At 57.3% G+C, this 11,512-nt stretch carries 19 protein-coding genes and 1 pseudogene; 10 read left to right on the forward strand and 10 right to left on the reverse strand.

Annotation, left to right across the window (positions count from 1 at the left end; genetic code table 11):
• The first annotated feature begins 64 nt into the window (after positions 1–64).
• Together ACWNRM_RS14810 and ACWNRM_RS14815 are read left to right on the forward strand one after the other, a co-directional pair.
• Complete coding sequence (locus ACWNRM_RS14810; RefSeq protein WP_485171469.1) at positions 65–496, forward strand: type II toxin-antitoxin system HicB family antitoxin; 432 nt, start codon at positions 65–67, stop codon at positions 494–496.
• Between the two features lie 115 nt (positions 497–611).
• Positions 612–1,301, forward strand: coding sequence for a hypothetical protein (locus ACWNRM_RS14815; RefSeq protein ID WP_485171468.1), 690 nt, complete (start codon positions 612–614; stop codon positions 1,299–1,301).
• A 38-nt stretch (positions 1,302–1,339) separates the two neighbouring features.
• Here the strand turns inward: ACWNRM_RS14815 and ACWNRM_RS14820 are convergent, their stop codons facing one another.
• The 6 genes and pseudogenes from ACWNRM_RS14820 to ACWNRM_RS14845 form a co-directional block, all read right to left on the reverse strand.
• Entirely contained in the window at positions 1,340–1,951 is a 612-nt protein-coding gene (locus tag ACWNRM_RS14820; protein WP_485171467.1) for a DUF3164 family protein, read from the reverse strand.
• The gene (locus ACWNRM_RS14825; protein ID WP_485171466.1) at positions 1,948–2,145 is read right to left on the reverse strand and encodes a hypothetical protein; all 198 of its coding nucleotides are present in this window, start codon (positions 2,143–2,145) and stop codon (positions 1,948–1,950) included. Before ACWNRM_RS14825 ends, ACWNRM_RS14820 begins: the two co-directional genes overlap by 4 nt.
• A 41-nt stretch (positions 2,146–2,186) precedes the next feature.
• The gene (locus ACWNRM_RS14830) at positions 2,187–2,321 is read right to left on the reverse strand and encodes a tyrosine-type recombinase/integrase (protein ID WP_485171465.1); all 135 of its coding nucleotides are present in this window, start codon (positions 2,319–2,321) and stop codon (positions 2,187–2,189) included.
• A gap of 134 nt (positions 2,322–2,455) precedes the next feature.
• Positions 2,456–2,662: pseudogene (locus ACWNRM_RS14835) on the reverse strand (tyrosine-type recombinase/integrase); the annotation flags it as partial.
• Positions 2,614–2,937, reverse strand: a complete 324-nt coding sequence (locus ACWNRM_RS14840; RefSeq protein ID WP_485171464.1) for a site-specific integrase — start codon at positions 2,935–2,937, stop codon at positions 2,614–2,616. The gene ACWNRM_RS14840 and the pseudogene ACWNRM_RS14835, both read right to left, overlap by 49 nt.
• An 851-nt stretch (positions 2,938–3,788) precedes the next feature.
• The gene (locus tag ACWNRM_RS14845) at positions 3,789–4,229 is read right to left on the reverse strand and encodes a MarR family winged helix-turn-helix transcriptional regulator (RefSeq protein WP_485171463.1); all 441 of its coding nucleotides are present in this window, start codon (positions 4,227–4,229) and stop codon (positions 3,789–3,791) included.
• Between the two features lie 61 nt (positions 4,230–4,290).
• Between ACWNRM_RS14845 and ACWNRM_RS14850 the strand changes: the two genes are divergently transcribed.
• Positions 4,291–5,403, forward strand: coding sequence for an FAD-dependent oxidoreductase (locus ACWNRM_RS14850; RefSeq protein WP_485171462.1), 1,113 nt, complete (start codon positions 4,291–4,293; stop codon positions 5,401–5,403).
• A gap of 100 nt (positions 5,404–5,503) precedes the next feature.
• Here the strand turns inward: ACWNRM_RS14850 and ACWNRM_RS14855 are convergent, their stop codons facing one another.
• The 4 genes from ACWNRM_RS14855 to ACWNRM_RS14870 all read right to left on the reverse strand — a co-directional run bounded on the left by ACWNRM_RS14855 (position 5,504) and on the right by ACWNRM_RS14870 (position 8,277).
• Positions 5,504–6,004, reverse strand: a complete 501-nt coding sequence (locus ACWNRM_RS14855) for a hypothetical protein (RefSeq protein ID WP_485171461.1) — start codon at positions 6,002–6,004, stop codon at positions 5,504–5,506.
• A gap of 184 nt (positions 6,005–6,188) precedes the next feature.
• A complete protein-coding gene (locus tag ACWNRM_RS14860) occupies positions 6,189–7,415 on the reverse strand; it encodes a hypothetical protein (RefSeq protein ID WP_485171460.1) in 1,227 nt (408 codons plus the stop codon).
• Complete coding sequence (locus ACWNRM_RS14865) at positions 7,412–7,918, reverse strand: hypothetical protein (RefSeq protein WP_485172250.1); 507 nt, start codon at positions 7,916–7,918, stop codon at positions 7,412–7,414. The genes ACWNRM_RS14860 and ACWNRM_RS14865 overlap by 4 nt, the downstream gene beginning before the upstream one ends.
• Before the next feature lie 65 nt (positions 7,919–7,983).
• Complete coding sequence (locus tag ACWNRM_RS14870; RefSeq protein WP_485171458.1) at positions 7,984–8,277, reverse strand: Cro/CI family transcriptional regulator; 294 nt, start codon at positions 8,275–8,277, stop codon at positions 7,984–7,986.
• A 14-nt stretch (positions 8,278–8,291) separates the two neighbouring features.
• On the opposite strand from ACWNRM_RS14870, the gene ACWNRM_RS14875 reads away from it, so the two are divergent.
• From ACWNRM_RS14875 to ACWNRM_RS14905, 7 genes are all read left to right on the forward strand, one after another.
• Entirely contained in the window at positions 8,292–8,669 is a 378-nt protein-coding gene (locus tag ACWNRM_RS14875; RefSeq protein ID WP_485171457.1) for a helix-turn-helix domain-containing protein, read from the forward strand.
• A 472-nt stretch (positions 8,670–9,141) separates the two neighbouring features.
• The gene (locus tag ACWNRM_RS14880; RefSeq protein WP_485171456.1) at positions 9,142–9,498 is read left to right on the forward strand and encodes a hypothetical protein; all 357 of its coding nucleotides are present in this window, start codon (positions 9,142–9,144) and stop codon (positions 9,496–9,498) included.
• On the forward strand, positions 9,495–9,743 hold the full coding sequence (locus tag ACWNRM_RS14885; protein WP_222547437.1) for a hypothetical protein: 249 nt from the start codon (positions 9,495–9,497) through the stop codon (positions 9,741–9,743). The genes ACWNRM_RS14880 and ACWNRM_RS14885 overlap by 4 nt, the downstream gene beginning before the upstream one ends.
• Positions 9,740–9,958, forward strand: a complete 219-nt coding sequence (locus ACWNRM_RS14890; protein WP_485171455.1) for a hypothetical protein — start codon at positions 9,740–9,742, stop codon at positions 9,956–9,958. Before ACWNRM_RS14885 ends, ACWNRM_RS14890 begins: the two co-directional genes overlap by 4 nt.
• The gene (locus ACWNRM_RS14895; RefSeq protein ID WP_485171454.1) at positions 9,955–10,281 is read left to right on the forward strand and encodes a helix-turn-helix domain-containing protein; all 327 of its coding nucleotides are present in this window, start codon (positions 9,955–9,957) and stop codon (positions 10,279–10,281) included. Before ACWNRM_RS14890 ends, ACWNRM_RS14895 begins: the two co-directional genes overlap by 4 nt.
• On the forward strand, positions 10,263–10,493 hold the full coding sequence (locus ACWNRM_RS14900) for a helix-turn-helix transcriptional regulator (RefSeq protein ID WP_485171453.1): 231 nt from the start codon (positions 10,263–10,265) through the stop codon (positions 10,491–10,493). The genes ACWNRM_RS14895 and ACWNRM_RS14900 overlap by 19 nt, the downstream gene beginning before the upstream one ends.
• Positions 10,490–11,392 carry a site-specific integrase gene (locus ACWNRM_RS14905; RefSeq protein WP_485171452.1) on the forward strand — a complete coding sequence of 301 codons (903 nt, stop codon included), beginning with the start codon at positions 10,490–10,492 and terminating at the stop codon, positions 11,390–11,392. Before ACWNRM_RS14900 ends, ACWNRM_RS14905 begins: the two co-directional genes overlap by 4 nt.
• Positions 11,393–11,512 lie beyond the last annotated feature (120 nt).

An 11,512-nucleotide genomic window follows, 5' to 3' on the forward strand; every position in this document is an offset into this window, starting at 1 on the left:
CACGTAGATCCAGAGACAGGGTGCGTGACGACATCCAGCGCCGACCTCCATCCCGGCCGTCACCTTGAATCAGATCACACACAGATTGGGAATCCCAAATGGTTCAATCAGCAAAGAAAACGCTCTAATCCACAAAGACCCCAAATGTGATTTCGGGGTCTCATTCCCCGACTTTCCAGGGTGTATCTCGGCAGGCAATACACTTGACGAAGCCAAGGCGATGGGCACCGAGGCCTTACAGGGCCATGCGAAATTCATGGTCGATCGAGGCGAGGCACTGCCCCAGCCCTCAAGCCTCGAGGCCATCATGGCGGATCCTGACAATGTCTCGGGCGTGGCATTTCTGCTCAGTATTGAAGCGTCAGCCAAATCAGTGCGCGTCAACGTGATCCTGAATGAAAAGCTTCCAGAGGTAATCGCCGGGGCCAATGTGAATCGCTCCCGCTTTCTCGCGGCTGCGGCATGGGAAAAGTTGAAGCGGGATCATGTGTTATGATCTCATCCCGTCCTCTACCATTTGACGGAGATTTAAGATGACAGGTCGATCATGCCCGGGACATACACATCGCAGGGCAATTAGGTCGCAATCTGGATAAGGAAAAGAACCTGCTATGGAAGTACTGAACGACACATATAAGTTAGAAGCCACTTCTTTCTGGAAATTTTCATTAACTACTGGGTCGGTAATTGCAATCGTTGCTTTCTTGGCAAGCCTGAGTCAAGGTTTTAACAAGGCTTTCGGCAATGCATTCATGATGATTTTTTTGACATTCGCCATATGTGGCTTGCTATTTGCAGCATCTGGTGGATATTTGATGAGTAGTCGGTTTTTTGCTTCCATGAAAATTAGGCAGACCGGGGACTACTTTCCAATTCTCCAAAAAAGGTTGGAAGAAGAATTCGGCACAAAATTCACCTATTTCGACGCGTTTCCGGTAGTAAATGGGCTTCCATACGCGATCGGCTATGATGGAAAAAAGATACTGGTTGTGGAAAAAGGTGCATATGCATTTCTGGGCAAAAGCGACATAAGAAGCTTTTATTGGGAAATAAAGGAATCTTATCAGCAAAACACTCAAGTCATTGGAAGCATAAGAGGAGCAATATTAGCCTCTGCTAATGATACAATACAGAATGCTCAGAACCACTTCAAAGCGGTTGATACGTCTGGAATGAGTATTAAAACCGCAAATGTCGAAAAGCCCGTTTGGTTTTTGGTATTCGGCGTGGAGGCGAAAACCTACCAGAAATGGGAAGAGATATTCAATCAGATATTTTCCAACAAACTGCATCTGGATTGAGGAACTCGGTCTGGCCGCCTAGAGATCCTGATAGTCGCTCAGGCTTTCGCTATATCAAGCGGAACCTGCATATATTCACTGTTGGCCGTCACGCGCTCATGAAACCCGATATACGCCCGCGAGGCGTTGACCTTCACGGCGTCGGTGATGGCCTGCATTGCCCGCTGCCATTCGTCATCCTCAATCGAGAGGCGACGCAGGCCCAGGATTTTGGAGACGTTCAGCTTGCCTTCCTTGCCCACGTCGAAAGCGTCGGTGACAATGGCGCGAATGTTGGCGTTGCCGCCCTCGGTCCATCGCGTCAGGCAGTAATCGACAAGCTCTTTCGCAATCTGAAGCTCAGGCCCGAAGGTGATGGAATCACTGATGGCAATCGTCACCCGTTCGCGCCCGTCATAGGTGCTCAGGGTCAGGTTGCCTTTCGCGCCGCCTTTCTTCGCCTCGTATTGTTCGGCCAGCAGGTCGAGGAAACAGCGAATGTCGCTGTCTGCATCCTCACGAAACTGGCGCATGGTCTCGCGCAAGGCGCGGGCTTGCTCGAAAAGGCGGTGTACCAGCTCATCCTGCAACAGATCCTCGGGCTTTACATTGGCACGCGGCACCAGACGGCCCGCTGAATCCGTCAAGCAATCGTCAGGGTTGGGGGTCATGACCGCTCCTGTCTCCGCTTGGCTTCAATGGCGCGGGCGCGTTCCGCTTCACGCGATGCCCACACCCACACGCCGGGGGCGCGGGCATCCTGCGCCGTGCGCTCGTATCGCTCGGCGGTGCGTGTCCAGAAATCGACGTTCTCGGCCTCGATTTCCTCCGGCGTTTCGGGGCGGCGTCTGTATCGGCGGCTCATGTCGGCTCCTTTGATGACGACCGCCGCCGCATCATGGGGCGTCAGTCCTTGAGGTAGTTCGCGCCGCCGTCACCCTCACGAACGTGAGCGTAACGCGTCGTCGTTTTGAGGTCGGCGTGACCCAGCGTTTGCTGCACCACATGGGCCGGTGCGCCGCGCTCAAGTGAAGCGGGCACCCATCATGACCGGGGACGACCGGCGTATCGGGACGCCAGCCGCCAGCCCTCGCGGCCATGAGCTCTTTCCACAGCTTCGCGGGAACAGACACATGACGTGTCTTGTTGCCCTTGCCGCAAACCGAGGCCACGCCCCCTTGCTGCCGCCATGTCATGTCTCGCCATGTGAGGCCGCACATTTCCGAAATGCGCAGCCCCATGAAATACAGGACGCGAAGCGCCAGCCGCTTTCGCGGGCAGGGCTCGCCGTCAATGATGCGCCTCACGTCTTCTTCGGTAAGGATACGTTCACTCAGACGATCACGCCCGCGCTCCAGGCGCAGTGCCGCGCCCGGGTCCACGTCGAAAAATCCACACGCAGCCCGAAGGCGAGGGCGGATTTGACCGACGCCAGCTTGCGGCGGCGCGTGGCATCCGAACCGGGCAGGCTGTCGAACCAGGCTTGAAGGTCATCAAGCACCACCTCGGCCAGCGGTTTGGCCGCCCAGCTGCGGAACGCTGACAGGTCAGCACGATAGGCCCGCGCAGTGTTCGCTGATCGGTTGTGGAGCCACATATTTGTGACGCGGTCATCGTCAAAGATACGGGCCCTTTTCGCGTCCGTTGCTGGTGCCATTGCCCCAACTATCCAACAAGATATTGATTTAATTAGTTTTCCACCCCTCGGCAGGGGTCTGAAAACCGCCAGATAACAGGTATTATCTGGCGGGTTATCTGGCGTCCTGCCCGATAGGGGCTGACAGATAATCCCGCGTTATCATGGCGGGTTTTCCGGGTCAGTCCGAAGGCGGCCCGCCGCGCCTGCGACCGCACCCGCCCAGCTTTGGCCCATGCAAGAGGGTCGAGCGGTAAAGCCCTGGGGGCGTTGCTTCCATCGTTCGGGCTTGCCGGTCCCGGCCAAGACAGGCCAGGATTTTTCGCATAATCGCTGGGCCAGGCTGCATAATGCGGCTGTCCCAGCGATTATCGCGCCAGCACTCGCCCGTGCATCGAATGACCATCAAGCCGATGCGGGAGCCGGAATTTTCACATGGCCCGTTCAAGACAGGCACATCTGCGCGATGGATTTCCGTTCGGTGAAGGATCACGGGCACGCAAAGCGCCCGCACGCCTGTAACCGCCAGCACATAGAAGTGCCGGGCACCCGAACAGCACACATCGCCCGCGCTTGCAGCTCTAGGAACGTGCATTGTGATTTGCTTTTATGGAGGGACGCGAACGCCAATAAAAAAGGCGTGGACCTTCATCGGTCACACGCCTGCGAGGAGCTCAGAAGTTTACTGTCGGTTGCTGTAACACGTCAACAGAATTTCTATAGTCGTAGTGAGCTATGCCTGATTTACTATTTCGGTTCAGCGTTCTCAGGATCGCATAGAGTGCGCAACCGAGCAGAGTAGGCTTGCCACGAGCCAAACTTCCTAAAACGGGCCGTATGAAATGCAAGTTCACGCTCGACGGCGTCGATAATCAAAGCGCTTCAACATTCTCGAGTACGCGTCTCAGTAGGGAGACCAGCGTCTTCTTCTCCTCCGCTGTTAGCCCCCTCGTCATATCGGCGTTACCCTGGCGAAGCACCTCTCGCCCCGCAGGTAAGCGCTCGAGCGCAAGCTCAGTCAGTGAAATAAGTGTGCTGCGTCGATCTTCAGGATCCGGCTCGCGCCGGACCAAACCGTCGCGCTCCATTCGTGACAGTAATTGCGCCATGGTTGGCTGCTCGACCTTTGCCAAAGTTGCCAGTTCCTTCTGCGTGCGCCGCTCGCCGTTTTGCAGCATGGAGAGTACCGGCAGTTGCGCAGACGCAAGGCCAAGTGCACGGAGCCGCGCATCACCAATACGGGTCAGGCCACGCCCGATACGACTGAGATAGTGCCCTGCATGATCAAGTGGGTTCCATGGGACATTTGGCATTGCATAGCATCCTATATTTAATATATAGCTTCCTATGTAATTTGTGAAGGCGATCAAGGCAATGGATAAGCGTATCGGAATCGTTGGTGGCGGCCCGGGTGGGCTGCTGCTGGCCCGTTTGCTGAAGCGACAGGGGATGAACGTTACTGTTCTCGAACGTGATGCACATGCAACAGAGAGGCCTCAGGGCGGATCACTCGATCTGCACGATGAAACGGGTCAAAAAGCGATGCAGGCCGCCGGTCTCGAAGCAGCCTTCATGGCTTGCGCACGTCCCGAGGATCAAGGCGACCGCCTTTATGATGAGAATGGACGCTTGATATTCGAACATGACGGTCACGGCGCCAATCGTCCCGAAATCGACCGGGGCGATCTACGGCGTATCTTGCTGGAATCACTGGAACCCGGCGTCGTATGTTGGGGCCAGCGCATCAACGCAATCGCGTTCGAGGACGGGGGAGTTTCGGTTTTCTGCGAAAACAGTTCAGAGCGCTTTGATATCGTGATCGGCGCAGACGGGGCATGGTCGCATGTTCGCCCTTTCCTTACAGATATCAGACCTGTTTATGAAGGCGTCGTCTTCCTCGAACTCGGCTTTGAAGAGAAACGTGACCCTGCCGCGGCAGCCCTTGTCGGTCATGGAAAGATGTTTGCGGTAGGCAATAACCGCGCCCTGATATTGCAGCGCAATGGCGGGGGACACATTCGCTTCTACGCGGGTATGCGCATGACCGAAGATGCAGCGCTAGCTCTGCGCGATGCATCACCAGCGGATGCACGAACTCAAATGGCGCGGTATTTCTCTTCATGGTCGCCGGATCTGAAGAGACTAATCAGCGAAGGCGATTTTCTCGGTATTCGCCCCCTCTACGCCATGCCAATTGGTGCGAAATGGATTACGCATCCTGCGGTCTCACTGCTGGGCGATGCAGCCCATCTCATGTCTCCATTTAGTGGCGAGGGAGTAAATCTTGCCCTGGCCGATGCGCTCGACCTCGCAAAAGCTCTAACACAGGGAGGCGAGATCGCTGCCATCCAGTCTTATGAGCAAACGATGATTGCTCGCGCCGCCAGCGCTGGGGCTAGAGCTGCGGCAGGCATGGCTAAAGTTTTCTCTGATCAGGGAGCGGACTCGGTACTCTCTCATTATCAGCGACGCATCCAGGAGGTTTGACGTCAGATCTACCGTTCGATCCCTAATCTCAGATCTTCGTTATTGGTGGCTCCCGCGTCCTGCTAACCCGTCATTTATAAATGAGATAAATCATCTATAATCACTGCGGTGCCGGCGTGGTGTCGTAATAATCGCTTGACTGATCCAGCACGAGCGAAACAGCTCCTGCTACGTTATGGCGGCTTCTCCCGTAAATCTTCGCAATGCGTGACACGGGCAATCCATCGAGCACCAGGAGCACGAGCAGATCGGCGGCATAGCGGCCCAGGTTGCGGCGCACGCTCTCGCAGCGCGTCACGGCGGCTGATCGTGCAATCAGCATATCTTCAAGCGTGCCTTGTCCGGTCGAGCGCCGCTCAGGATCGGCGGCCCCCATGATGCCGGTCTCAACGTCACGCGCCCAGCTTTGCGCGGCCTCGACATGGCGTTGCGTGATCGTGCCGCTATGCAAGAGGCTGTAAAGCCCCACGCCACGGCGCATAACGTCGAACTGCTCTTTTCCCTTTCCCTCGGTCGTCATGGTGAATCGGTCGGCCCATGCGCCCAGCATGGGGATGATGTTTTCATTCAGGGGCGTTTGCGCCTGGTTTCTGGTCGTCATGGGCAGTCCACTTGTGTGGTGTTGCTTTTCTTCATCGGCTGACAGGGTGGCCCGCGCCTTGGCACTGAGTCTGTCAGGCCTGGGGGTTTCTGTCCCAGGGCGCAAAACGCCACGTCAGGCCCGGCCTCGGGCGCAGCGTGGCGAATGGGAAAACAGGGCAGGGGCTATGCTCGCCGGTTGCCGGTCACGCTGCACAGACGCGGGGCCGATGCCAGTCAAGATAAGCCTCTTTATCGAACGGGCAGGACGGCAGGCCATGCCTTGCCGCCAATTCGGACCAAGCCCGCGTGACAGCGGTGAAATCGCGGTGATGACTGAACGCATCGCGCCAGATTTCCATCCCCTTGGCATACTCAGCCAGGGCCCGGGCTTCCCACGCCTCACGCGGGGGTGCCTGTTCGGGCTCGGGTTCAATGCATCCGGCCTGAAGTTCGGCCCAAAACTGTTCGATAGGCTTTTTGAACACGCCCACTTTCTGCGGAATGTCGCCATTCAGGCCCATTTTCGCGGTATGACGCCCCACCGCCTCAACCAGTGCATCAGCCGGAACGCCATCACGCAGGAACCGCCCGCAAATGCTCTTGGCAAAGCCTGCCTGACTATCGGGCAGCTTGCCCAGCTTCATGACCCGCGCCACGGTCTGGGCAATCAGGGGCTCGGAAACCGCCGCGTCAGGTTTCGCGGTTTCGGTTTCCTCGGGTTTCGCAGATTCAGAATTAGAAGGGGATATATGTTTCTCTGATTCTAGATCTACGAAAACCGGGGTTTCAGTTTCAAAACCTAAATCGCCCGAAACCAAAACCGGTTTTGAAAACTGGTTTTGGTTTTCGGTTTCCCGCATCGGTGCTGAAGCCACGGGCGAGAGCAAGCGCATTTCCCGCTGCTGCACGGCTTCATGAGCCCGTCTGGCCTTGGCTTCCTCGGGGGTTTCGCCCTTGCGCGGGCGGCCACCCTTGGCCGCGTTGTCACGCGAGGTCATGGCCTTGATGCTGGCGGTCGGGGCGAACTCGCCCGCTTCCTGCCGTTCATGGAACGCCTCAAGCCGCTGCGCCTGTTCGGCCCGGGCCTGCGCCCGCTCGGCGCGTCGTATGGCGCGTTCCACCAGGTGCGGGCTGTAACAGGCCCCATCATGATCCTGAAGCATGAAGCCGCTTAGCTGAAGCGTCGGGAGCACGCGCCCCAGCACCTCGACACGTTCGCACGCCATCTGCGCAATCTGGCCTTCATCGAGCGCCTGGCACCCAATACGAAAGGCCGCACTGCGGGCGGATTTCAGCGCATCGAGCAACGCATGAAACACGCCGCGTTGCTCGGCTGGCAGCACCTTGAGGAAAGCCATTGCCGGAATCGCGTCACGATCAAACGTGGTCGGGATACCCTGCACGCCGGGCGATGGGGTAGGGGGTGTCATCGCGCCCCCCTTGGCCTGCTACGCCCCACATCTGCCGCGGCGTCAGCGGGCGCGGCGGCTTTGCCACGCTCGGGATAGGCCAGGCTCTGCATGTTCTGCAGGGCGATGGACGTTACGCAAATGATGTTGTTCAGCCGGTGCGCCAGGTCGATTGCCTCATGCTGATCTATCCGGCCATCTGCCAGCGCCTTCATGGTGGCGCTCATGGTCGCGCCCACCGTACTGCAGACCTCGGCCATTGAGGTGGAGGCGCAGCCTTCGCCCATATCGATGGGCAGGAGGGAGTTGCCCAGCTGCGAGGCCATCACGCTCAGGATAATCGGCTGTTGAGCACAAGCATCGAGCTCAACGGCGATATCGACCGGCACGACCAGAGGGACGTCACGACGCTGATAGTTCGAGAGTTGGGCCGCGCTCACGCGTGTGATGCAAGACGAGGCCTCAACCCCGCCCACAATCCTGATGACGGCCTGCGTGGCGGTCTTGATTTGGCTCACGTTCATTGTTCGGGGCCTTGTTGAGTACGAGATGACGGGCTCGTATCCGGGCGCACATCGGCAGGAATGCCCTAGCTCATCGGGTTGAGAGAAACAAGATGATCTGAACCCGATCCGTCGCCATGCTCGGGAATGAAGTTTTCTCGTCGATCTGGATTCAGTGGAGTGATAAAAAAATTGGGACATAAAAGAGAGCGGGAAACTCCCGTGACACGCTCGATATCGATAGCCCGATGAAACGGGCAGCGTGTCCATTGCTGTATCGCGCCTCGCGTGATGCCCAAGCGGCGCGCAAGTTCCGCTTTTGTCCCACAAGCCTCAATAGCCAATGCTAAACCAGATTTCGGGTGGTCCAATTTGCTCATGGAGGTAGTATAGCTTGGATATACCGAATCGCAATGATTTTTCTGAACAGACCCTTGTGCATTTTCCGTGCACGATGCGGCCTATGCAAATAGATATCCTGAACCTCACCGACTACCAAGCTGCCTGCGGCCATCGCCTGCGCCGGATAATTGAGCTTTTGGGTCTCACCTTCACGGAGGCGGCCAGCATTATGGGTATAAGCAAAGGAGTTCTGAATCATTGGATGGCTGGAAATAATCCAATTCAGACATACGCACTTTATAGGTTTTCAAGATCACGAGGTATTACTTTCGACTATATCTTCCTTGGAAATTGGTCTGCTTTACCACATCATTTGGCAGTGCAAATTGAGAAAGAAATTCTATCTGCGCCGGAGGTTTCTTCGGAATAGGTTCGCTCGGATGCCTAAAGTTGCGCTTGATTATGCTCATGGTGTCTCTCCCGATTCTTGTTAATTTTACGGTAAAAAGTTCTATCGACGACACCATTGACCGGATTTTCGACCTTGTGAATCCGTATTTCGATAACGTTTCACATCGAATTATGTATAGCCAGATTGCATAATCTTATTGATTGTATATCACAGCTATACTGACAGGGCTCCATATCAGTGATGGAGCTAGACCAATGCGGACGTGCACCGCGGATATCCTGAAACCTCTCTCGCCGTGCTGCCATGAAGCCCAGCAAGGCGCTCTGGTGGCAGCACGGGGCAGGCGGTCGGGAATGACTAGGGGCCAATCGAAGGCCCTCACGACCTCGATTGCCAAAATCCTTGTGCTCGCCAACGGTCTCGCATCGGCGGGCAGCATCGACGCCGACGCCTTCTTTCTTGAGACCAGACGCTTACAGGCGGATCGTACATGGCTACGCCGTTGCGCCGTCACGCAGCATGGTCGGAGGGCGCAGGCATGACGTGTCAGTTCTCCACCATGACAGAACGGGCTTTTACGCTGGCAATCGCCAATCTGCCCGCGCCCGACCGGGAAAACGCCCTGGACCTGTTCCACCGCTGGCGGTTCGCCTATCGGCGTTCAAGCGAGGGACGCCCGCCCGCCTGCGCCGCCGTCTGGCAGAAAAGCGCCGACGCGACCGCGCATGATCTGGCGGAACTGCTCGCCAGGCACCGGCTCTGCATCACGCAGCCCGCACACATGGCCCAGCTGAACGCCTTGCGCTCGCTCGCCATCACCGCTGCGCATAGGGGGATTATCCAGTGACGCACCGCGCGACAGAAAAACGCATTGCTTATGAAGCCGCTGCTGCCGAGATCGAAGCGACCTGTAGCCGGCACAATCTGAACGCAGAGGACAGGCTCGAACTCATGGCCGATCTGTCGGCTCGCGTGGCTTTCACCCTGCCGCGCCGTTTACGCGGTTGGCAGAACGTCAGCTCCACCATTCTCGAAATGATGCAGCAAAAGGCCGCTTTCAGGCTGCACTACCTGATCGGATCGCACCGATGACAAAGCAGCCTTTCGCCATACGCGACGACAAGCGTCGCGCCGTCAAACGCTTCGAAACCTACGCTGAAGCGGAGCAAGAGGCTTCAACACGGTGTCGCGCTTTGCGTGTCGGCGTGCCGGTTTATCGCCACCGCACGCACGTCAGCACGGTTCATCCCGACGCAGGGAGTGGTTTCCTTATTTTCCTGACCACGGCAGGGAGCAAGATCGTATGATGATTGTGCAAGAGCACTCGCCCGCAGCTCGTATTCCGCACACTGAGACCGTTATCAAGCCACAGACCGAACGGCGCAAGCAACGCGGTTACGCCGTTCTGGCGGCGCGCGAAAGTCGTGGCTGGAGCCTCGATGAGTGCGCAGAGGCGACCGGCTTCTCAGTCCGGCAGATCACGGCATGGGAACATGGATCGCATGGCCTCACCCTTGAGAGCCTGCGCCGTCTGGCGTGTGGCTACAGTCTGAGGCATGAAGAAATCGCAGCGATCGTCACCGGCGGTTCTGATGAGGGAAGGGGCAAGTCATGTCGCCAAGGCTCCTAAAAACCGAGCAGGCAGCACGATATGTCGGACTGTCGGTCTCTTCGTTCCGCTCTGAGGTGGCCCCGTGGTGCAGGAAGCTGCACCCGGTTGCAGGGCGCGTCGCCTGGCTGCGTGATGATCTCGATGCGTGGATCGACCGTCTAGCTGGAATTGAGCGCGCACCGGCAGCATTGATTGAGGCACGGATTAATCCGCTTGATGCCCTGCCTTGACCATTCTCCGACTGAAATACATCCAGAAATTCAAGGATCGACACGGTCGGGTGAGATATTACCTGCGCCGCAAGGGCACGAAGCCCATCGCGTTGCCTGACATATCTGACACCGGATTCCTGGCAGCCTACCAGGCGGCTCTGTCAATCGCCCGACCGGATCCGGTCAAAGTCATGACGGAAGGCCCGCGAACATTCGCTACCCTCGTCAACTTGTGGCTTATATCGCCGCACTTCCGGCAGCTCAGCTCCACCACGCAAACCAATTATCGCCGGATCCTGGCACATATGCAGGCCGACGATTACGCGGTGCATTTAGTGGTCGATTTCGAACCACGGAATATTCGCCGTTTCGTTGCACGACTTGCTGATCGCCCAGCTGCGGCAAACCATCGGCTCAAGCTTTTCCGTATGCTGTTCGATTATGCTGTCGATGACGGATGGCGACCCGACAACCCCGCGCGAAACGTCAAACGGCTGAAGGAAAAAGCCGAAGGGGCTGAATCCTGGACCGACGATCAGATCGACCAGTTTTGTGCGCGGTGGCCTTCCGGCTCCGTTCCTCGGCTTGCGCTGGCGCTGCTGCTATTCACCGGGCAACGGCGCAGTGACGTTGTACGCATGAGCTCGCGCCACGTCACTGACGGATGGGTGTCAGTCGTGCAGCAAAAGACTGGTGCAGCCCTGATGATCCCCATTCATCCCGACCTGGCGGTTGAACTGGCGCTCGCACCAGAGGGAAGTACGTTCCTGAAGCGACAAGATGGGAAGGCATTTACCGCCAACGGATTTTATATGCGGTTCAAAGCGTGGCGCGAGGGAGCCGGTTTACCGGATGGCTTGAGCCCTCACGGCTTACGCAAGGCAGCTGCACGGCGATTAGAGCGTTTTCGTTGCTGATTGAATCATTTGGGATTCCCAATCTGTGTGTGATCTGATTCAAGATGACGGCCGGGATGGAGGCCGGCGCTGGATGTCGTCACGCACCCTGTCTCTGGATCTACGTGCCCGCGTTGTCGC

The organism is Asaia sp. A2, assembly GCF_057319415.1.

What these genes read in the sequence shown, in the direction of transcription:
- ACWNRM_RS14815 (WP_485171468.1), top strand. Translation starts at nt 612, where the DNA reads ATGGAAGTACTGAACGACACATATAAGTTAGAAGCCACTTCTTTCTGG.
- ACWNRM_RS14820 (WP_485171467.1), bottom strand. Translation starts at nt 1,951, where the DNA reads ATGACCCCCAACCCTGACGATTGCTTGACGGATTCAGCGGGCCGTCTG.
- ACWNRM_RS14825 (WP_485171466.1), bottom strand. Translation starts at nt 2,145, where the DNA reads ATGAGCCGCCGATACAGACGCCGCCCCGAAACGCCGGAGGAAATCGAG.
- ACWNRM_RS14840 (WP_485171464.1), bottom strand. Translation starts at nt 2,937, where the DNA reads ATGGCACCAGCAACGGACGCGAAAAGGGCCCGTATCTTTGACGATGAC.
- ACWNRM_RS14845 (WP_485171463.1), bottom strand. Translation starts at nt 4,229, where the DNA reads ATGCCAAATGTCCCATGGAACCCACTTGATCATGCAGGGCACTATCTC.
- ACWNRM_RS14850 (WP_485171462.1), top strand. Translation starts at nt 4,291, where the DNA reads ATGGATAAGCGTATCGGAATCGTTGGTGGCGGCCCGGGTGGGCTGCTG.
- ACWNRM_RS14855 (WP_485171461.1), bottom strand. Translation starts at nt 6,004, where the DNA reads ATGACGACCAGAAACCAGGCGCAAACGCCCCTGAATGAAAACATCATC.
- ACWNRM_RS14860 (WP_485171460.1), bottom strand. Translation starts at nt 7,415, where the DNA reads ATGACACCCCCTACCCCATCGCCCGGCGTGCAGGGTATCCCGACCACG.
- ACWNRM_RS14865 (WP_485172250.1), bottom strand. Translation starts at nt 7,918, where the DNA reads ATGAACGTGAGCCAAATCAAGACCGCCACGCAGGCCGTCATCAGGATT.
- ACWNRM_RS14870 (WP_485171458.1), bottom strand. Translation starts at nt 8,277, where the DNA reads ATGAGCAAATTGGACCACCCGAAATCTGGTTTAGCATTGGCTATTGAG.
- ACWNRM_RS14880 (WP_485171456.1), top strand. Translation starts at nt 9,142, where the DNA reads ATGGCTACGCCGTTGCGCCGTCACGCAGCATGGTCGGAGGGCGCAGGC.
- ACWNRM_RS14890 (WP_485171455.1), top strand. Translation starts at nt 9,740, where the DNA reads ATGACAAAGCAGCCTTTCGCCATACGCGACGACAAGCGTCGCGCCGTC.
- ACWNRM_RS14895 (WP_485171454.1), top strand. Translation starts at nt 9,955, where the DNA reads ATGATGATTGTGCAAGAGCACTCGCCCGCAGCTCGTATTCCGCACACT.
- ACWNRM_RS14900 (WP_485171453.1), top strand. Translation starts at nt 10,263, where the DNA reads ATGTCGCCAAGGCTCCTAAAAACCGAGCAGGCAGCACGATATGTCGGA.